This is a genomic window from Nonomuraea sp. NPDC004186, from assembly GCF_053603495.1.
In genome coordinates, this window is sequence record NZ_JBSGFQ010000063.1 from 1 (window position 1) to 18,903 (window position 18,903).

Annotated in this window: 17 protein-coding genes and 1 riboswitch; of the genes, 5 read left to right on the top strand and 12 right to left on the bottom strand. The window is 70.4% G+C overall.

The genetic code is table 11. The features are described 5' to 3' along the window. From ACWEPL_RS39400 to ACWEPL_RS39410, 3 genes are all read right to left on the bottom strand, one after another. The coding region (locus tag ACWEPL_RS39400; protein WP_452439163.1) for an ArsA family ATPase at positions 1–939 on the bottom strand (939 nt) is incomplete at its 3' end. A gap of 1 nt (position 940) precedes the next feature. Next, positions 941–1,375: an SRPBCC family protein gene (locus ACWEPL_RS39405; RefSeq protein WP_350728975.1), complete on the bottom strand. Its 435-nt coding sequence runs from the start codon at positions 1,373–1,375 to the stop codon at positions 941–943. A 67-nt stretch (positions 1,376–1,442) separates the two neighbouring features. Then, a complete protein-coding gene (locus ACWEPL_RS39410; protein ID WP_350728974.1) occupies positions 1,443–2,210 on the bottom strand; it encodes a metallophosphoesterase family protein in 768 nt (255 codons plus the stop codon). A 103-nt stretch (positions 2,211–2,313) separates the two neighbouring features. On the opposite strand from ACWEPL_RS39410, the gene ACWEPL_RS39415 reads away from it, so the two are divergent. Then, positions 2,314–4,062 (top strand): AMP-dependent synthetase/ligase, encoded by a 1,749-nt coding sequence (locus ACWEPL_RS39415; RefSeq protein ID WP_452439164.1) that lies wholly within the window; start codon positions 2,314–2,316, stop codon positions 4,060–4,062. A gap of 20 nt (positions 4,063–4,082) precedes the next feature. Here ACWEPL_RS39415 and ACWEPL_RS39420 read toward each other — a convergent pair whose 3' ends face one another. Beyond that, on the bottom strand, positions 4,083–4,862 hold the full coding sequence (locus ACWEPL_RS39420) for a DeoR/GlpR family DNA-binding transcription regulator (protein WP_452439165.1): 780 nt from the start codon (positions 4,860–4,862) through the stop codon (positions 4,083–4,085). Positions 4,863–5,036: 174 nt separating this feature from the next. Between ACWEPL_RS39420 and ACWEPL_RS39425 the strand changes: the two genes are divergently transcribed. The 3 genes from ACWEPL_RS39425 to ACWEPL_RS39435 are packed head-to-tail and all read left to right on the top strand — an operon-like array spanning position 5,037 to position 8,109. Then, positions 5,037–6,323, top strand: a complete 1,287-nt coding sequence (locus ACWEPL_RS39425; protein WP_363963510.1) for an ABC transporter substrate-binding protein — start codon at positions 5,037–5,039, stop codon at positions 6,321–6,323. Further along, a complete protein-coding gene (locus tag ACWEPL_RS39430) occupies positions 6,323–7,195 on the top strand; it encodes a carbohydrate ABC transporter permease (protein ID WP_364251226.1) in 873 nt (290 codons plus the stop codon). The genes ACWEPL_RS39425 and ACWEPL_RS39430 overlap by 1 nt, the downstream gene beginning before the upstream one ends. Continuing rightward, on the top strand, positions 7,192–8,109 hold the full coding sequence (locus tag ACWEPL_RS39435) for a carbohydrate ABC transporter permease (protein WP_363963506.1): 918 nt from the start codon (positions 7,192–7,194) through the stop codon (positions 8,107–8,109). The genes ACWEPL_RS39430 and ACWEPL_RS39435 overlap by 4 nt, the downstream gene beginning before the upstream one ends. A gap of 6 nt (positions 8,110–8,115) precedes the next feature. On the opposite strand, the gene ACWEPL_RS39440 is transcribed toward ACWEPL_RS39435, so the two are convergent. The 6 genes from ACWEPL_RS39440 to ACWEPL_RS39465 all read right to left on the bottom strand — a co-directional run bounded on the left by ACWEPL_RS39440 (position 8,116) and on the right by ACWEPL_RS39465 (position 15,739). After that, positions 8,116–9,237, bottom strand: a complete 1,122-nt coding sequence (locus tag ACWEPL_RS39440) for a glycosyltransferase family 4 protein (protein ID WP_363963504.1) — start codon at positions 9,235–9,237, stop codon at positions 8,116–8,118. A gap of 8 nt (positions 9,238–9,245) precedes the next feature. Then, positions 9,246–10,820 (bottom strand): M48 family metallopeptidase, encoded by a 1,575-nt coding sequence (locus tag ACWEPL_RS39445; RefSeq protein ID WP_452439166.1) that lies wholly within the window; start codon positions 10,818–10,820, stop codon positions 9,246–9,248. A gap of 11 nt (positions 10,821–10,831) precedes the next feature. Further along, positions 10,832–11,638 carry a hypothetical protein gene (locus ACWEPL_RS39450; RefSeq protein ID WP_452439167.1) on the bottom strand — a complete coding sequence of 269 codons (807 nt, stop codon included), beginning with the start codon at positions 11,636–11,638 and terminating at the stop codon, positions 10,832–10,834. Positions 11,639–12,162: 524 nt separating this feature from the next. Beyond that, positions 12,163–12,678: a C40 family peptidase gene (locus ACWEPL_RS39455; protein WP_363963498.1), complete on the bottom strand. Its 516-nt coding sequence runs from the start codon at positions 12,676–12,678 to the stop codon at positions 12,163–12,165. Between the two features lie 73 nt (positions 12,679–12,751). Then, positions 12,752–12,916, bottom strand: a riboswitch (cyclic di-AMP (ydaO/yuaA leader). A 394-nt stretch (positions 12,917–13,310) separates the two neighbouring features. Next, positions 13,311–14,285, bottom strand: coding sequence for a C40 family peptidase (locus ACWEPL_RS39460; RefSeq protein WP_363963496.1), 975 nt, complete (start codon positions 14,283–14,285; stop codon positions 13,311–13,313). A gap of 131 nt (positions 14,286–14,416) precedes the next feature. After that, entirely contained in the window at positions 14,417–15,739 is a 1,323-nt protein-coding gene (locus ACWEPL_RS39465) for an NYN domain-containing protein (protein WP_363963494.1), read from the bottom strand. A gap of 144 nt (positions 15,740–15,883) precedes the next feature. Between ACWEPL_RS39465 and ACWEPL_RS39470 the strand changes: the two genes are divergently transcribed. After that, on the top strand, positions 15,884–16,945 hold the full coding sequence (locus ACWEPL_RS39470; protein WP_452439168.1) for a phosphotransferase family protein: 1,062 nt from the start codon (positions 15,884–15,886) through the stop codon (positions 16,943–16,945). On the opposite strand, the gene ACWEPL_RS39475 is transcribed toward ACWEPL_RS39470, so the two are convergent. Together ACWEPL_RS39475 and ACWEPL_RS39480 are read right to left on the bottom strand one after the other, a co-directional pair. Next, the gene (locus ACWEPL_RS39475; protein WP_363963490.1) at positions 16,946–17,593 is read right to left on the bottom strand and encodes a response regulator transcription factor; all 648 of its coding nucleotides are present in this window, start codon (positions 17,591–17,593) and stop codon (positions 16,946–16,948) included. It lies immediately after the preceding gene. After that, positions 17,590–18,801, bottom strand: coding sequence for a sensor histidine kinase (locus ACWEPL_RS39480; RefSeq protein WP_452439169.1), 1,212 nt, complete (start codon positions 18,799–18,801; stop codon positions 17,590–17,592). Before ACWEPL_RS39480 ends, ACWEPL_RS39475 begins: the two co-directional genes overlap by 4 nt. Positions 18,802–18,903: the final 102 nt, after the last annotated feature.

Genomic DNA, 18,903 nt, shown 5'->3' on the forward strand with positions numbered 1-18,903 from the left:
GGTGTGGCAGGCTTGCGGCGTGCTGTCGGCTTTCCTCGTACTCGGGCTCGCGCTCACCACGCTCGCCGTGGAGCGCGGCCGCATCTGGTCCGTCAGCAGGTAGGGGCTGACGTGGATGGGCAGCGGCGCGAACGACTGCTCCGCCTCGGCCAGCAGCCTGGACTGCGCCGCCGCCCACTGGGCGCGCCACTCGTCGGCGCCGTCGGAGGGGAAGACGCGGTTGGCGATGACGGCGTCGACGCGGTAGCCGTACAGGTTGAGCGAGGTGAGGGTGCGTCTGGCCTCGGCGAGCACCACGGACTCGGGCGTGAGCACGAGCCGCACGGAGGCGTGGTCGCCGGTGAGCAGCTCGCGCACCTCCATGAGGCCGCGGTGCAGGCGCTCGCCCGCGCTCATGACCTCCTCGCCGGGCGCGCTGACGTGGGCGACGCTGCGCACGAACGGCGAGACGAGCCTGACGAGCCTGCGGCCGACGGGCATGAGCTTGCTGACGTGCCAGTCGAGCGCCTCGGGCAGGGCCAGCAGCCGCAGCGTCTCGGCGGTGGGCGCGCAGTCGACGACGATCACGTCCCAGCGGCCCTCGCGGGCGTGCTCGCGCAGCTCGAGGAGGGCGATGACCTCCTCGGCGCCGGGCAGCACGGTGATCTCCTCGGAGGTGATCTCGTCGAGGCCCAGCTCGCTCAGCACCCCCCTGGCGTACTGCTGCAGCTCGCCCCAGTGGCGCTCCAGCGACTTCTGCGTGTCCACCTGGTGGAGGTGCAGGCCCGGCGCGATCTCGCCGGGCTCCACGTCGAGCGCGTCGGCCAGCGAGTGGGCGGTGTCGGTCGAGACGATCAGCGTCTTGAGCCCGCGCCTGGCGGCGAGCGTGGCGGTCGCGGCGGCGGCCGTGGTCTTGCCGACGCCGCCCTTTCCGGTGAAGAGCAGGACCCTCGGGCTCAACTCAGCTGCCTTCGACGCGCTTCTTGAGGCCCTTGAGCGCGGTGTCCACGATCACCTTCTCGGCCTTGCGCCTGATCATGCCGATCATGGGCACGCTCAGATCGACCGTGAGCTCGTACGTCACGTCCGTGCCCCTGCCCGTGTCGGCGAGCAGGTAACTCCCCCGCAGCTCGGAGACCATCTTGCCCGGCTCGACCACCTGCCAGCTCACGTGGTCGTCCTGCCAGGTGTAGCCGAGGGTGTAGGTGTCACTGATCATCCCGGCGTCGAGGACGAAGCGCACCGTCTCCGGCCTGCCCTGTCCGTCGGTGGTGAGGACCTCGGCGCTCTTGACCTGCCCGGCCCAGTCGGGGTACGAGGGGAAGTCGGCGATGACCGCCATGACCTCGGGCCGGCCTGCGCTGATGGTGGTGCTCGAAGTGGTGCGATCAGCCATGCGACCACCGTAATGCAGAATCCCCTCGTTGCGGTGGATCGCCCGGCGCGGCCCACCGCAGGCCGGGTCACCATTCGAGGACGAAAGGCACGCCCCTTCCTCTGAAGTGGCCCACGTTCACGCATTCGGTGCGCCCGATGCGCGTGCGCGCGTAGAGCGGGTTGTGCACGTGGCCGAAGAGCGCGTAGCGCGGCTGGGTCCGCTCGATGGCCGCCAGGGTGGCCTCGCTGCCGCGCTCGAACCGCCTGGCCACCACGTCGTAGAGGAGCTCGGGCACGGCCGGCGGGATGTGGCAGCACAGCACGTCCACCTCCCCGACCGCCTCGACCTTGGCCGCGTACTCCTCGTCGCTGATCTCGTACGGCGTGCGGTAGGGGGTCTGCAGCCCGCCGCCCACGAACCCGAACCGCAGGCCGCCGATCTCCGCCACCTGCCCGTCGAGCACCTGGAGGCCCGGCCTGAGGTAGTCGCCCCACAGGCGCGGCAGGTCGACGTTGCCGTAGGTGAGGTAGGCCGGGGTGGGCATGGCGGCGAAGAGGGTCTCGTACTGGGAGCGCACGTGGCGTTCGATGTGCTCGCGCGGGTCGCCGTCGAGCGTCGCCCACAGGCGCGCGGACATGGCCCTGGCCTCGTCGAACCGCTTGGCCGTGCGCAGCGCGATGAACTCGGCGGCCCGCTCGGCGCCGAACAGGGTGGGGAAGATGCCCTGCGCGTGGTCGTCGTAGTCGACGAAAAGGATCAGGTCACCCAGGCAGACCAGCGCGTCCGCCCCGTCGCCCGCCCTGGCCAGCGCGTCGACCCTGCCATGGACATCGCTGACGACATGGACCCTCATGGGCAAATCCTACTGAGGGTGGCTGCTAGCGTGAGCTGTGACACTACCCGCCCGTAACTTGACGCGGTAACGTCCAGGCGGTCCCCGAAGAGGAGTTGATCCGTTGCGCGAGTACAGCGTTCCCGTCCTGGTCGATGTGCCTGCTTCCGCAGGCCTGTCCGACACCGTGTTCAAGCGGGCCGAGCAGGAGCCGGGCGCCGTGATCATGCGCCGCAAGACGGACTCCGGCTGGCCCGTGGTCACCGCCTCCGAGTTCCGCGACCAGGTGGTCGGGGTGGCCAAGGGGCTGATCGCGGCGGGGATCTCGCACGGCGACCGGGTCGCGCTGATGTCGCGCACCCGTTACGAGTGGACGCTGGTCGACTACGCCGTCTGGACGGTCGGGGCGGTCACCGTGCCGATCTACGAGACGTCCTCGGTCGAGCAGGTCAGGTGGATCCTGACCGACAGCGAGGCGAAGGCGGTGTTCGTCGAGCTGGACGAGCACGAGGAGACCGTCAAGGAGGCCGTGCCCGAGCTGAAGCAGGTCTGGCGGGTCAACGGCGTCCTGGAGGCGGGTGACGTCTCCGACGCGGAGGTGGATCGGCGGCGCGAGCAGGTGGGCATCGCCGACCTCGCCACGGTCGTCTACACCTCGGGCACCACCGGACGGCCCAAGGGCTGCCGCATCACCCACGACAACCTGCTCTTCACCGCCCGCAACGTGCTGCGCGGGCCGCTGGAGCCGCTGTTCGCCACCAAGGACCCGGCGGCCCTGCTGTTCCTGCCGCTGGCACACATCCTCGCCCGGATCATCCAGGTGGTGCTGATCGAGGCGGGCGCGGTCATCGCGCACACCCCCAACATGAAGAACGTCGCCCCCGACCTGCAGGACTTCAAGCCCACGTTCCTGCTGGGCGTGCCCCGCGTGTTCGAGAAGGTCTACAACGGCGCCGAGCAGAAGGCCATCTCGGGCGGCAAGGGCAAGATCTTCGCCAGCGCCGTGGACGTGGCGATGGCCTCGAGCCGCGCCTCCGCCGCCGGCGCGCCGCTCGGGCTCCGGCTGAAGCACCTGCTGTTCGACCGGCTGGTGTACACCAAGCTCCGCGCGGCCACGGGCGGCCGCCTGTCGGCCGCCGTCTCCGGCGGCGGCGCGCTGGGCGAGCGGCTCGGCCACTTCTTCAAGGGCGTCGGCATCGAGGTCTTCGAGGGCTACGGCCTGACGGAGACCACGGGGCCGTGCACGGTCAACATGCCGTACGGCAACAAGATCGGCACGGTCGGCAAGCCGCTGCCCGGCGTGAGCCTGCGCATCGGCGACGACGGGGAGATCCTGGCCAAGGGCCGGAACGTCTTCCCGGGCTACTGGAAGAACGACGAGGCCACGGCCGAGGTGATCGACGCCGAGGGCTGGTTCCACACGGGCGACATCGGCGAGCTGGACGCCGACGGCTACCTGCGGATCACGGGCCGTAAGAAGGAGATCCTGGTGACGGCGGCGGGCAAGAACGTCGCCCCGGGGCCGCTGGAGGACGCGCTGCGCGCCCACCCGCTGGTCTCCCAGGCCATGATCGTCGGCGACGGCCGGCCCTTCGTCGCCGCCCTGATCACCCTCGACCCCGAGGCGCTGCCCGACGGGGCCTCCGCCACCGAACTGCGCACGGACCCGGCGGTGCTGGCGCAGGTCCAGGAGGCGGTGGACCGGGCCAACCTGCTGGTGTCGAAGGCCGAGCAGATCAAGAAGTTCATGATCCTGGACCGAGACATCACCGAGGACAGCGGGCACCTGACGCCCACGCTCAAGGTCAAGCGCAACCTCGTCATGCGCGACTTCGCCAAGGAGATCGACGGGCTCTACGACGGGAAGCACTGACGGCTCAGGCGCCGTCGTGGTCACGCGGGGCCGGGCGCCTCGGCGATGAGGAGCTCGCCCACGTGCCCGGCCAGCTCCTCCCTGGCCGGCTGCGGCAGGCCTGAGTCGCTGACGAGCACGTCCGCCTCGCGCAGCTCGGCGATGGTGCTGATGCCGACCGTGCCCCACTTGGTGTGGTCGGCGGGCACGACGAGCCGGCCCGCCGCCTCCACGAGGGCGCGGTCGGTCTCCGCCTCCATCATGTTCGGGGTGGTGAAGCCGGCCCTGACGGTCATGCCGTGCACGCCGAGGAACAGCAGGTCCACGTTGAGCCGGTGGATCGCGGCCACCGCCACCGGGCCGACCAGGGCGTCCGACGGGGTGCGCACGCCGCCGGTGAGCACGACCGTCTGGTCGCCCCTGCCGGCGTGGCGGAAGACCTCGGCGACGCGCACCGAGTTCGTCACGACGGTCAGGGCCGGGACGGCGGCCAGGCGGCGGGCGAGGGTCCAGGTGGTGGTGCCGGCCGAGAGCGCCACGGTGGCGCCGGGCCGTACGAGGGCGGCGGCGCGGCGGGCGATGGCCCGCTTCTCCCCCTCCTGGCGCACCGATTTGACCGCGAAGCCCGGCTCGTCCGTGGAGCCGACGCTGGTGGCGCCGCCGTGCACCTTGGCCAGCAGGCCGCGCCCGGCCAGCAGCTCCAGGTCGCGGCGGATGGTGATGTCGGAGACGCCGAACGCGCGCACCAGCTCGACCACGCGGACGCCGCCGTTCTGCCTGAGGAGCTCCAGAATCGCCTGCTGACGCTGCTGGGCGAGCATCGCATCACCAGATCCCGACAGGTTCCGACACCGGTTCGATCGCATCATGACACGGCGTGGCCGCTGGGCAAGGTCATAGAAATGTGCGTTGACAGTTGGAAATGTTGGGTTTTCGCTGAATGAAGGTGAGTGAAGTCGGGGGGATTTGAAGGGTCCGGCTAGGAGGAACCCATCATGGACCAACGTCTGCCGATCTCCCGTCGCCATCTCCTGCTCGGTGCCGCCGCGCTCGGCGTGCCGGCCGCCCTCGTCGGCTGCGGCTCCGACGACACCCCGGCCCCCGCCGGCGGCAAGACCGCCGGCAACCTGGGGACGGTCACGATCGGCTCCAACGCCTCCGACGAGATCCCGAAGAAGTCCCTGGATACCCAGGTCAAGGCCTTCACGCAGGCCACGGTCAAGATCAACACGGTGGACCACAACACGTTCCAGGAGAACATCAACCGCTACCTGCGCGGCACGCCCGACGACGTGTTCACCTGGTTCGCGGGTTACCGGATGCAGTTCTTCGCCGCGCAGGGGCTGGCGACCGACGTCTCGGACGTGTGGCGGGAGATCGGCGGCGACTACACGCAGGCGTTCAAGGACCAGTCGACCGGGACCGACGGCAAGCAGTACTTCGTGCCGGCCACGTACTACCCCTGGGCGGTCTTCTACCGCAAGAGCGTCTGGCAGGAGAAGGGATACCAGCCGCCGGCCACGCTGGACGAGTTCACCGCGCTGGCCAGGAAGATGAAGGCCGACGGGCTCATCCCGATCGCGTTCGCCGACAAGGACGGCTGGCCGGCGATGGGCACGTTCGACATTCTCAACATGCGGATCAACGGCTACGACTTCCACGTCTCGCTCATGGCGGGCAAGGAGTCGTGGACCGACCCGAAGGTCAAGCAGGTCTTCGACACCTGGCGGGGCCTGATGGAGTACCACCAGCCGGCCGCGCTCGGCCGCACCTGGCAGGAGGCCGGGCAGTCGCTGGCGCAGAAGAAGACCGGGATGTACCTCCTGGGGATGTTCGTCGCCCAGCAGTTCCCCGAGGCCGACCGCGCGGACCTCGACTTCTTCACCTTCCCCGAGATCAACCCGGCGTACGGGACCGACTCGATCGACGCGCCCATCGACGGCTACATGATCTCCGCCAAGGCCAAGAACGTGGACGGCGCCAAGGCGCTGCTCAGGCAACTCGCCCAGGCCTCCTCGCAGAACATCGCCACGAAGCTGGACCCGGGCACGCTGGCCGCCAGCTCCAAGGCCGACACCTCCGGCTACAGCGCCCTGCAGAAGCGCGGCGCCGAGCTGGTGTCCAAGGCCACCCACATCGCGCAGTTCCTCGACCGCGACACGCGGCCGGACTTCGCCTCCACCGTGATGATCCCGTCGCTGCAGTCGTTCGTGAGCAAGCCCGGCGAGATCGACTCCCTGCTGGCGAGCATCGAGAAGCAGAAGGCCAACATCTTCCGCTGATGGCAGTCAAAACCCGCCGCTACTCCGCCCGCGACGTGACCATCCTGGTCATCGGGCTGGGGATGGCCATCGTCGTCAACGTGGGCCTCATCTGGGGGCCCACGCTGGCCTCCGTCGGGCTCTCCGCCACCGACTGGAACGGCATCGGGCCGATCGAGTGGGTGGGCGGGCAGAACTACCACGACCTGGCGGCCGAATACCCGCCGTTCTGGTCGGCCGTCCGCAACAACCTGCTGTGGCTGGGCTTCCTCGGGCTGGTCGCGACGCCGTTCGGTTTGTTCTGCGCGGTGCTGCTGGACCGGCGGCTGCGGCTGTCGCGCGTCTACCAGAGCGCGCTCTACATGCCGGTCGTGCTGTCGCTGGCCGTCGTGGGCTTCATCGCGCAGCTCGTCTACTCCTCCGACTACGGCGTGCTGAACGCGGTGACCGGGCTGACCGTGGACTGGCTGGGCGACAGCTCGATCAACATCTGGGTCGTCATGGTCGCGGCCGGGTGGCGGCACGTCGGCTACGTCATGATCATCTACCTGGCCGGGCTGAAGGCGGTCGATCCGGCGCTGAAGGAGGCGGCGGCCATCGACGGGGCCGACGAGCGGCAGGCGTTCTTCCGCGTGGTGTTCCCGACCCTGCGGCCGGTCAACGTGATCGTGCTGGTCATCACGGTGATCGAGGCGCTGCGGGCCTTCGACATCGTCTACGCCATCAACAAGGGCAGGAACGGGCTGGAGCTGCTGTCCGTGCTGGTCACCGAGAACATCGTGGGCGAGGCCAGCAGGATCGGGTTCGGCTCGGCGATCGCGGTGATCCTGCTGGTGATCTCGCTGGGGTTCATCGTCACCTACCTGTCGCAGATGTTCAGGGAGGAACGATGACGCTCACGGCCCCGCCCGCCGCTCCCCCGGCCCAGGAGCGGCGCGCGCCGTCCCGGCGTCCGGTGCGGCCGTTGCGGATCCTGCTGCACGCCTTCCTGACGCTGGTGGCCCTCGGGTGGCTGCTGCCGCTCGCGCTGGCCGTCTACGCGTCGCTGCGCCCGTACGAGGAGACCGCCCGCCTGGGCTACTTCTCGCTGCCCGAGCACCTCACGCTCGGCTACTACGGGCAGGCGTGGTCCCAGGCCGAGCTGCCCCGCTACTACCTCAACACGTTGATCATCGTCGTGCCCGGTGTGCTGATCACGTTGTTCATGGCGTCGTTCACGGCCTTCGCCATCGCGCGGCTGCGCATTCCCGGGCGCAAGGCGCTGCTGATCGTGTTCACCGCCGGGAACCTGCTGCCGCCGCAGGTCCTCATCACCCCGCTCTACACCCTCTACACCCTCGTCCCGCTGCCCGCGTGGCTGTCGGGCTCGCAGTCGCTCTACGACTCCTACCTGGGGCTGATCCTCGTCCACGTGGCGTTCCAGTTCGGCTTCTGCGTGTTCGTCATGGCGAACTTCATGCGCACGATCCCCGAGGAGATCACCGAGGCGGCGCTGGTGGACGGGGCCTCGGTGTGGAAGCGGTACTGGCGGCTGACGCTGCCGCTGTGCCGTCCGGTGCTGGCGGCGCTGTCCACGCTGCAGTTCACCTGGATGTACAACGACTTCCTGTGGGCGCTGGTGCTGATGTCGTCGGGCGACAAGCTGCCGGTCACCTCCGCGCTGAACAACCTGCGCGGCCAGTTCTTCACCGACTACAACCTGCTGGCCGCCGGGTCGGTGCTGGTGGCACTGCCCACGCTGATCGTCTTCCAGCTCCTGCACAAGCAGTTCGTCGCCGGTCTGACGCTGGGGGCCACCAAGGGCTAGAGGGGGCTAGAGGAGGGTGCGGAAGCGGGCGGCCACGTGCTCCCACGCCCAGTCGCGGGCGATCCAGTCGCGGCCGCCCGCGCCCATCTTGCGGGCCTTGTCGGGGTCGGTCAGCAGCTCGACGATCGCCTGGGCCACCTCGCCCGGGTCCTCTCCGTCCACGACCAGCCCCGTCTCGCCGGGCCGCACGGCGTCGGGCGCGCCACCGGACGCGCCGGCCACCACCGGCAGCCCGGTGGCGGACGCCTCCAGGAACACGATCCCGAGCCCCTCCACGTCCACCCCCTTCCACCGGGTACGGCACGGCATCGCGAACACGTCGGCGGCGGCGTAGTAACCGGGCAGGCTCGCGGCCGGCACCGTGCCGGTGAACCTGATCGACTCCCGCCCCGCCGCCAGGCGTTCCAGCGTCCTGCGGTGGGGGCCGCCGCCGACCAGCAGCAGCACCGCCTCCGGCACCGAGCGCAGCACCCGGGGCCAGGCCCTGATGAGCTGGTCCTGGCCCTTCCTCGGCACCAGCCGCGACACGCACACGACCACCGGCCTGCCGTCCAGGCCCAGCTCCGCCTTGGGCGCGTCGGGGCGGAACTGGCCGACGTCCACGCCGGGCGCCAGCCGTACGAGCTTGCCCGGCGGGACGGCGGCGACCAGGCGGCCGCGCGTGTACTCGCCCAGGTACGTCACCACGTCGGCGTGCTCGCCGATCCTGCGCAACACGGCGCGGAAGCCCGGCGCGCTCGCCCACGACGCCTCGTGGCCGTGGGTGAGCATCACCACGCGCCGCGCGCCCGCCCGGCGCAGGCGGGGGGCGAGCAGCCCGAGCGGCGCCGCCGCCCCGAACACCACGGTCTGCGCGCCGTGCTCGGCCACCAGCCTCGCCGCCCTACGGGCGACGGCCGGCGTCGGGAGCATGAGCCGCGTCGGATGCCGCACGATCGGGAACGGCTGGAGCTCGTCGAACTCCTCGCAGCCCGGCCAGGCGGGCGCGTAGACGACCACGCCCGGCGTGCGCAGCGCGAGGCCGTGCACGAACGACTGGATGCCGCCCGGCCTGGGCGGGAAGTCGTTCGTGACGACCAGCACCTTGGGCCCCGCACCCGGCGTCGCGCCGGCCGCCGCGCTTGTCACCGCGCGTGTCACTGCACGGGGACGCCGTTCAGCTTGGCCCATGCACGGGCCATCGCGATGCGCTCGGGGCTGGAAGGATGGGACGCATAGAGCACATATTCCACCGCATCCGGCGACAAGTCGGAAATATTGGTGACTGCCAGGCGTTTCTGCATCGCTATGAACGTGGCCGGGTCGTGCGTGAGGTCCAGCGCGTGAAGGTCGGCCCTGGCCTCGATCTGGCGGCTGATCAGGTTCTCGGCGGGGCTCATGAGCAGCGAGCCGAAGGTCATCAGGCCTATGACCGCGCCGACCGCGCGCGGATCGCCCAGGCCTGTGACGCCGGTGCGGCGGCGTACCAGGTCAAACACCCAGAACAGCAGGATCGCGCCCAGCGCGGCGCCCAGGGCGCCGATGAACGTGCCGTAGAGCACGTCGTCTGTCTTGGCGTGGCCCAGCTCGTGCGCCACGACCAGCTCGACCTCGGCCTTCGGGGCCTTGAGCAGCGTGTCGTAGACGACGATGCGGCGCGTGGCGCCGAACCCGGACACGTAGGCGTTCAGCGCCGTCGTCCTGCGGGAGGCGTCGGCGACCAGCACGTCCTCGACCGGCACGCCGTCCCGCTTGGCCATGTCCAGGAGCTCGGTGCGGAGCTGGCCCTGCTGCATGGTCGTGAAGTCGTTGAACAGCGGCTCGAACACCACCGGGTAGACGAACGACGCCAGCACCGTCAGCGCGAACGCGCCCACGGCGGCCGGGATCCACCACCGCCTGAACTTGCGGGCCAGCGCCACGAGCACCAGCAGCATCAGGCTGAGCATGAACGCGTCGACGCCGATGTTCTTCAGCCGGTCGCTTCCCCAGGACCCCCAGGTCTGGATGGACAGGCCGTAACTGCGCAGCAGCGTCTCGCCCCAGATGGCGATCGGCAGCTTGATCAGCTGGGTGAAGAGGGTGATGACCACGACGCCCAGCACCACGCGGACCCACCAGGAGCCTTTGAGCCACGCCACCAGCTTCACGCCGAGCGGGGTGGCGACGAGCAGCCCGGCGATGATCAGCATGAGGGCCAGCGAGAGGTAGGCGGGCAGGGTGCTGGCCGCGTCGAACGCCTCGGACCTGGCGATCTGCGCGGCGGTGAAGTCGCGGGCCGGGTCGGGTGGTCCGGAGGTCAGGAGGTGCCAGGGGGTGCTGAAGGCGGCCACGGCCGCGATCACCAGGCCGAGCAGCACGGCCGCCACCGCCGCCTGCCGCCTCAGCCGGCGCTCGCCGTCGGACTCCGGTGGCCCTCCCCCGTTCACGGACACACCCTCACCATGCCCCCGCCTTCCGCCGCCGCTCTCCTCCTTCACGAACACACCACCGCCGGCCACCGGCCCCGCGCTCTCCCCTTTCACGGGCGCGCCACCCCCGGACACCAGCCCCGGGCTCTCCCCTTTCGCGGACGCGCCACCCCCGGACACCGGGCTGACGCCCTCCCCCTTTACTGACGCGCTCTCACCGTGACCGCGCGCCTCGCCACTCAGAGCCGCGGTGCCTCCGGCCTCCTCACCCTCCTTCGACGCCTCTTGCGACGCGTCGTCCACGTTCCGCCGTTCGCTCATCTGCCTCCCCCTCACGCGAGCTGGTCTCGCACGTAGTCGCGCCACCGTGCCGTCAGCGTGGCCGCGGAGAGGCCGAGCGCGGCGAGTGCTCGGTCTACGCCGCCCGCGCGGGCGTCACGGTAGAGCCTCACCAGCGTCCTCTCACCGAACCGGTCAGCCAGGAAGCGACACGCCAGCCAAGCCTCCTGGTACGCCCGGGCGAGCCGGACGGAGTCCCGCCCGTCAGCCGCGAAAGCCGCAGGTCCGGGCAATTCCCTCGGCAGCCTCCCGGCCCGCACCTCGGCGGCGAGCTCGGCGGCCGCGGTACTCACAGGGAGCCCGGAGTCGCGGTAGCCGACGTAGTCGGCGAACCCCTCATAGAGCCATGGGGGCAGGCGGTCGGTGCCGGCGACGACGTGGGTGAGCTCGTGGGTGAGTACGACGTCCTTGCCGGTGGAGTTCAGCTTGGCGAAGAACTCGGGGACGATGATCACACGCCCGCGATCGGCCACCGCCGCCAGCCCGTCGACCCGCCCCACCCCGGCCAGCCCGGCCGCCTCGACGGCGGACGAAGGAACGACTACGAGCGGTCGTACTGACCTTCCGAGCACGGCCGACACCCGCTGCCCCGCCCGATCAGCCCTCCGTGCGATGTCGCCGAGCTCGGCGGGTGCGGTGCGCCGGCCGACGACCACGGACCGCGCCCCACGGGCCACGACCTCGCCGTCACCCCACGGTCCGCGGACTCCGGCGGGAAGGATGGGGGAATCGGGGGTGGGGGCGCTGGCGGAGGCGACGGCGAGAAGCAGGACGGAGACGATCGCAGCCCGCCGACTCACCTGCCCTGACACGATGCCCGATCGTAGCCGCCCGCCGACCCATGACCGGCCACTCCGCACCCCGAACCGCGCGCCCGTGAGAGCCGTCCACCCGCACCGCATGCGGTGGCTGCGCGCCAGAGGACCGCACACCGCGCGCCACCGGACGGGGAGCCTGGCCCGTGAGCCGTGACCCGTGAGCCGAGGGTCATGAAGCCGAGGGTCGTGGGGCTGAGGGTCGTGAGGTCGTGGGGCCGTGACGTCGTGGGGCCGTGGGGCCGAGGCTTGGGGGCTGTGGGGCCACGTGCGCGAGGCCGTGAGGCGGGGAGCCGTAAGGCGGGGAGCCGTAAGGCGGGCGGTGTGGGTGAGTGGGTGGGGTGGCTGTTTTGAGGGGGTGCCGTGGCGGTGGGTGCGTTGTGCGGGTCAGCGGGCGTCTTCCTGGAGGCCCTCAGCCAGGTGCGGCGGGTGGTGCCGCCCGTGCTCCGCCGTAAAAAATGAAAGTGACAATGGGAGAGCCCCGCCCGGAGGAGCCGGGCGGGGCTTCTTCACATGCCGGGACGAACAGCGCCGACGAACGACGCCCGCCGCCATTCACTCAGCTTGTCGATGCGTACCCGTTCGCCTGTCCGAGGCGAGTGGACCATCTTGCCCTTGCCGACGTACATGCCCACGTGGCCGAGCCCCCTGAAGAACATCAGGTCGCCGGGCCGGAGGTTCCGCCACGAGACCTTGTTCCTGGTGCGGGCGAACTGGCTGGCCGCCACGCGTGGGAGCTTCACCCCGGCCTTCTTCCAGGCGTACTGGACGAGGCCGGAGCAGTCGAACGAACCAGGGCCTGTGCCTCCGTACCGGTACGGGTCACCGACCTGGTTCTTGGCCACGACGACAGCCTTGCGGGCCTTCGCCTTCTGACGGGCGACCTTGGCCGCCCTCAGCGCCGCGGCCGAGGTCGTCTTCGAGGTTCCGGCGGTTGCGGCCGCCTTGGTCGTCGAAGCCGAATCGGTCGTGGCCGCCTGAGCCGTTGGGGCATGGAGGATCGCACCTCCGGCCGTCACGGTCATCGTGAGCGCTACGCCACTCAGGGCAATGCGGGACAGACGGGGGTTATGCAGGGAGGTAGACAGGATTTCTCCTTGACTCTTCCACGAATGCCTGCCGGGTTAGCTGACGGATTCGGGCCTGGAAGTCGCCCTACGGCGCGATGTGCGCGCCGATTCACCCCCTGATCCCTGGGGAACTGGGATCGCTGGGTCCCCGGCTCCGTGCCTCCTGGCTGCACGGATTCGGCAGGCCAACCGTCCCGACCAATGTGTTGATATGGGGACATTTGGGCGGTTGACCAGCGGATCTTTATCTGTCTCACACCGGGAAAGACCGGTGCGGGTTCGCGGGGGACATGGCTTGTTCACCGCGACGTCGCCAGAAGCTACGCCGAAGGGTCAAGGATCGGCAAAGCGGAACACCGCTTGTAAAGATCAGATAGTGGAGTCAGTAAGGAGGGAAATCCCTGCTGGAACACCAGGTTCCGTTACCGAAATGTGACGCTGCTCACATTTGTTTTCGCGCCCGTTTGTCAGGCCCCAAATGTCGCGTTTGTCACACTTGTTGCGACTCGTCAGGCGCGCTGGATCGTTCCCATCGCCCATCAGCCGAACCTCGTTCGGCTGATGCGATCAACGATCCGGCGTCGTAGCTACGGGCGGATGGCGCCCACGAGGCGGCCGCCGTACGCCGAGAGTTTGACGACCTTGACCACGTCGCCCGTCTGCGGCGCGTGAACGATTTTCCCGTCGCCGGCGTAGATACTGACGTGACCCAAGCTCGAGCTGAAGATGAGGTCCCCCGGCTGGAGGGCGCTCAGTGAGACCTTGCGGCTCGCGCCCCAGGCCCACTGCTGCCAGGTCGTGCGCGGCAGTGACACGCCCGCGGCGCGCCACGCCGCCTGGGTCAGGCCGGAGCAGTCCCAGCCGCCCGGACCCGTCCCGCCGAACACGTACGGCTTGCCCACCTGGGCGAAGGCGAAGCGCAGGACGGCGGCGGCGTTGCCCGAGGCCGGGCCCGTGTACTGGATGCCGACGCTGTTCGGGTTGCCGGGGTTGTAGGCGCCCAGCTTCTTCAGGAGCTTCTTCTGCTCGGAGATCAGCTTCATGATCTCCGAACGCTCCTTCTCGACCCCGTCCCGTTCCCGGTCGGCCGCCTCCAGCGCCTCTTCCGCCTTGTCGCGTTCGACCTTCAGCCCGCGGTTCTCCCGGTCGAACGCGGCCAGCTTCTCCGCCCGCTCCCGCGAGAGCTGCCCGGCCAGCGCCAGGCTCATCAGGAAGTCGTCGGGGCGGTCCGCGCTCACCAGGCCGGGCAGGGAGGTCACGTCGGTGCCGAGCTTGTAGCTGTCGACGGCCATGCCGATCACCTGGGCGCGCAGGTCCGCGACCGTCGCCAGCTTGGTCTTGTAGCGGTCGTTCAGCTTGGTGTAGGCGCCCTTGGCGGCCTTGTACCGCTCGGTGGCCGTGTTGAAGCGGTCGACGACCTTGTCGGCCTTGTCGTTGAGCTTGTCGAGCTTGGCCTTGGCCTGTCCGAGGGTGGGCCGGGGATCAGCGACGGCGGCTCCCATGGGAGACAGGACCAGCCCGAACGCGAGACCCGCGGCCACCGGCACCCTGCCAAACCTCACTGTGTCGCCTCCCAGGGATGATATCTGGGGCGAATAGTACAGAAGTGGCGGGTGAGGTCACACGTTATCCGCCCAATTCGTAATATCCCTGGCACGGCGCGGCAAATCCGCACGTAAGGGGTGCAGGTAATCTAGGCCCGGCCCAGCCTGCGCAGCAGCAAGCCAGACGGAACGGGTCTGGCTCCCATCCGCCTGACGGACTCGGCCACCTCGCGGTCCGACGACACCACGGCCATGGCCCGGCCGGGCGGCTCGGCGCGTACGAGCTGGCGGATCAGATCGTCGGCGATCTCCCCCGGCTGGCTGAACAGCACCCGCACCCCGCGCGGCGCCACGACCTGCACCGGGGAGTTGAGCTCGGCCCCGTCGAACACGACGGTGACCTCGACCCTGGTCTGCGCCACCAGCCCGCCGAGCCCGGTCATGAGCCGGGTGCGCTGGTCGGCGAGGGTGAGCGTGCCGTAGCCGGTCTTGGTCACGTTGTAGCCGTCAATGATCAGGTGGACCTGCGGCAGGGCCAGGAGCTGGTCGAGGAGCTGCGGGTCGTCGTCGGCCAGCGCCCGCGCGGGCACCCCCCGGACGCCGGGCCGCTCGCCGGTGACCGCGGCGACCGAGTCGGCGGGCCGGCTGATCATCGTGGGCAGGGCGAGCTCCCTGCGCAGCCCGGCCGAGGCGTCCTGCAGCGCGTCGAGCAGCACCCGGATGCGGGCGTCCTCGATGCTCCTGCCCTCGCGGGCGGCCCGGCGCGAGGCCTCCAGCTGCTTCTCCACGTCGGCCAGCCGCTCACGCAGCCGCCGCAGCTCGGACTCGCCCGCGGTGCCCGCGACCGTGGCGGCCGACCTGGCGTCCTCCGCCGCGTGCTCCATCTCCTCGGCCCGCTGCACCGCGGCCTTGGCCCGCTCGCGGGCGTCGTGGAGCTTGCGCCTCAAATCAGAATTTTCCGCCCGGGCCGCCCTGATCTGCTCGCGCAGCCGGTCGGCCTCCTCCTTGGCGGCGGTCTTCTGCGCGGCGAGCTGCTCGCGGAGCCGGTTGACGACCTCCTCGCGCTCCGATCCCTCGGCCGCCACGGCCGACTGCACCAGGTCCGTACGGGCGACCTCGATCATCTCCGCCCAGCCGGGCGGTCGGGTGAGGTAGGCGGCCGCGGCCACGAGCACGGGGTCGGCGGCCGGTGGGACATTTCCCTCGGCCAGGGACGCCACCAATTCGGGCCAGCCGGCCTCCACCGATTCGGCCACCAGCTCGCGGAACTTCTTGTCGTTCTCGAGCTGCGCCGCGATGGGCGCGCTGCCGAGTTTGGCGCGTTTTCGGGGGTCGAACTTGGCGATCCCGCGAAGGGGCGGCGGTATGGAGGCAGCGGGCATCGTCCCGAGGACCTGGGACGCCAGATCGACGACATTGAGCCGCACCTGCTCGGGAAGCGGGCGAGACAGGCCTTCACCCGCTGAACTCATCCCACTTGTCCCTTCGTGACATGCCCTTTCAGACAAGGGTACGGCTGCCGCGTACCTGACCGTAACGGCCACCTCTGTCTAGACAAGCGCTTGGTTGGGGATGTACGACTGAGCCGGGACGGGTGTTCACCCAGGAGGCCGACCATGGCAGAAGAGATCCGCACCTCCACCCGTGACCTGGTGGAACTGCGCGACAGCCTGGCCCGCTGGCTGCGCGGGAGGGTCGGGGCGAGCGCCTCGGTGTCCGAAGTGTCCAGACCCGCCGAGAACGGCATGTCCAGCGAGACCCTGTTCTTCACCGCGACCTGGGGCGAAGGGCGAACGCGCTGCGTAGCCAGGCTCGCACCTGCGGTAGAAGCCGTTCCCGTGTTCCCCTCGTACGATCTTCGGGCGCAGTTCGAGATCATGCGCCTGGCCAGGCAGAAAGCTGGGATCCCAGCGCCCAGGGCCCTCTGGTTCGAGCCGGACCCGGAACACCTGGGCACGCCGTTCCTCGTCATGGAGCGCGAGGACGGCGACGTGCCGCCGGACGTGATGCCGTACACGTTCGGGAGCTGGCTGCTCGACGCGGCGCCCGCGGACCAGCGCAGGCTGCAGGACGCCGGTGTGGCGGTCCTGGCGGCGCTGCACCGGGCGGAGTTCACGCCCGCGGAGCTGGCCCCGTTCGGGGCCGCCGGGTTGCGCGCGCACGTCGAGGCGCAGCGGCGCTATTACCAGTGGGCCCACGGCGAGCGGCCGATCCCGGTGCTGGACCGGGCCTTCCGGTGGCTCGAGTCGCGCTGGCCGCGGGAGCCCGGGCCCGACGTGCTGTGCTGGGGCGACGCCAGGATCGGGAACATGATGTTCAGGGACTTCACCCCGGTCGCGGTGCTCGACTGGGAGATGGCCGCGGTGGGGCCGCCCGAGCTGGACCTGTCCTGGATGATCTTCCTCCACCGCTTCTTCCAGGACATCACAGTCTCCGCAGGCTTTCCTGGCATGCCCGACTTCATGCGCAGCGAAGACGTTTGCAGGAAATATCGGGAAATCACGGGGTACGAGCCTCGCGACATGGACTTCTACGAGATGTACGCGGCGCTCCGGCACGGCATCGTCATGGCCAGGGTGTGGCAGCGCCGGATCCACTTCGGCGAGCAGCCCAGGCCCGACGACCCCGACGACATGGTGCTGCACCGGGCCACGATCGAGGAGCTCCTGACCCGCTGACTACGTGCCTGCGTCGTAGACCAGCAGCGCGACCTGGACCCGGTTGTTGAGGTCGAGCTTGGACAGGATGCGCGAGACGTGCGCCTTGACCGTGGGCACGCTCATGTAGAGCTCCCGCGCGATCTCGGCGTTGGACCTGCCCTGCCCCACGGCCAGCGCCACCTCCCGCTCCCGCTCGCTGAGCCGGCCGAGCAGCTTCCTCGCCCGTGAGGTACGGTCTCCCGCAACGCCGTCGGACACGTGCGTGATGAGCTGCCGCGTCACCGCGGGCGACAGGATCGGCTCGCCCGCGGCCACCTTCCTGATGGCCTGCACCAGGTCGCCAGGCGCGATGTCCTTCAGCAGAAACCCCGCGGCCCCCGCCCGCAGCGCCCGCAGCACCTGCGCGTCGGCGTGGAACGTGGTCAGCACCACCACCTCGGGCGGCGCGGACGTGCCGCGCAGCGCCTCGGTGGCGGTGAGCCCGTCGACGCCGGGCATGCGGATGTCCATCAGCACCACGTCGGGCCGGTGCTCGGCCACCAGCGGCGGCACCTCGGACCCGTCACCGGCCTCGGCCACGATCACGATGTCCTCGGCGCCGCCCAGGATCATCGACAGCCCGGCACGCACCATCGCGTCGTCGTCGACGATCAGCAGCCTGATCATGCGTCCTCCCGAGTCGTCTCCACCGGCCAGGGTAGCCACGCGCGCACCACGAACTCGCCGTCCTGCGTCGCGCCGTGCTCCAGCCGCCCGCCCGCCAGCTCGGCGCGTTCGGTCAGCCCGATGAGCCCGGCCCCGGCACCCGGGATGTACGGGACGTGGCGCACCCCCACGGGATTGCGCACCTCCGCCGACAGCCCCTCGCCCCGCGTGCCCGAGACGGCGACCGCCACGGGCGCCCCGCCCGCGTGCTTGCGCGCGTTGGTGAGCGCCTCCTGGACGATGCGGTAGACGTTGCGGCCGAGCCCTTCCGGCGCGTCGCCGCCGGCGCGCAGGTCGAGCCGGACGTCCATGCCCGCGTGGCGGCACTCCTCGACCAGCGTGGGCAGATCGGCGAGCGTGGGCTGCGGCCGGTCGGGCACCGGGTCGTCGTCGCCGCCCGGCCCCGCGTGGCGCAGCACGCCGATGACCTCGCGCAGGTCCTGCAAGGCCAGGTGGGCGTTGGTCCTGATCGCCCCGGCCGCCCTGGCGATCTCCTCGGCGGGCGCGTCCGGCCGGAACTCCAGCGCGCCGGCGTGCAGGCTGAGCATGGAGATGCGGTGCGCGAGCACGTCGTGCATCTCCCGGGCGATGCGCTCGCGTTCGAGCCGCTTGGCCTCCTCCGCGGCGCTGTCGGCCCGCTGCCTGAGCGACCAGACGAGCTGCCGCCGGGCCCTGACCACGACGCCCCACGCGAACACGGTCAGCACCAGCGCCAGGGACAGGGCCACCATCTCGCCGCGCTCCGCGTCGGTGTGGTACCGCAGCAGGATGAAGGGCACGAGCGTGACGAGGGAGAACAGCATGACCGGGCCGGAGACCTTGAACGGCCGGTGCACCGCCACGGTGAACAGCCCGACGACCGAGGCCCCGCCGGCGAGCTCCAGATAGGACGAGAGCAGGGTGGCCACCAGCGCGAACCCCACCGGCCAGCGCCGCCGCAGCCACACCGCCACGCACGACAGCGCGCCCACCACCTGCTCCAGCAGCTGCAGCGGCTCCGGCTCGTCCTGGAGCTCCGGCAGGGTCATGACCGTGATGCCGCACGCGAGCAGGAACATGGCGATGTCGACGATCCAGTCGCGGGTCGAGCGGCGCACCCGGCCGCCCTCCCTGCCGTCGCCGAGCAGCACCGACGGCAGCGCCCACCGGTATTCGTGCGTCACGTTCATCGAGATTAGGCCCCGTCGAGGGTACGGCGACAGCGACCAAAGTAGCTGCCGCGCGAGACCTACGGCCGACGCGGCCCCCGTGACCCGTGGACGACGCTGGGG

Excerpts from the sequence above, each read along its gene's own strand:
- ACWEPL_RS39480 (WP_452439169.1), bottom strand. The coding sequence starts at position 18,801 with ATGAACGTGACGCACGAATACCGGTGGGCGCTGCCGTCGGTGCTGCTC.
- ACWEPL_RS39445 (WP_452439166.1), bottom strand. The coding sequence starts at position 10,820 with ATGAGCGAACGGCGGAACGTGGACGACGCGTCGCAAGAGGCGTCGAAG.
- ACWEPL_RS39475 (WP_363963490.1), bottom strand. The coding sequence starts at position 17,593 with ATGATCAGGCTGCTGATCGTCGACGACGACGCGATGGTGCGTGCCGGG.
- ACWEPL_RS39425 (WP_363963510.1), top strand. The coding sequence starts at position 5,037 with ATGGACCAACGTCTGCCGATCTCCCGTCGCCATCTCCTGCTCGGTGCC.
- ACWEPL_RS39470 (WP_452439168.1), top strand. The coding sequence starts at position 15,884 with ATGGCAGAAGAGATCCGCACCTCCACCCGTGACCTGGTGGAACTGCGC.
- ACWEPL_RS39455 (WP_363963498.1), bottom strand. The coding sequence starts at position 12,678 with ATGACCGTGACGGCCGGAGGTGCGATCCTCCATGCCCCAACGGCTCAG.
- ACWEPL_RS39430 (WP_364251226.1), top strand. The coding sequence starts at position 6,323 with ATGGCAGTCAAAACCCGCCGCTACTCCGCCCGCGACGTGACCATCCTG.
- ACWEPL_RS39465 (WP_363963494.1), bottom strand. The coding sequence starts at position 15,739 with ATGAGTTCAGCGGGTGAAGGCCTGTCTCGCCCGCTTCCCGAGCAGGTG.
- ACWEPL_RS39410 (WP_350728974.1), bottom strand. The coding sequence starts at position 2,210 with ATGAGGGTCCATGTCGTCAGCGATGTCCATGGCAGGGTCGACGCGCTG.
- ACWEPL_RS39405 (WP_350728975.1), bottom strand. The coding sequence starts at position 1,375 with ATGGCTGATCGCACCACTTCGAGCACCACCATCAGCGCAGGCCGGCCC.
- ACWEPL_RS39420 (WP_452439165.1), bottom strand. The coding sequence starts at position 4,862 with ATGCTCGCCCAGCAGCGTCAGCAGGCGATTCTGGAGCTCCTCAGGCAG.
- ACWEPL_RS39435 (WP_363963506.1), top strand. The coding sequence starts at position 7,192 with ATGACGCTCACGGCCCCGCCCGCCGCTCCCCCGGCCCAGGAGCGGCGC.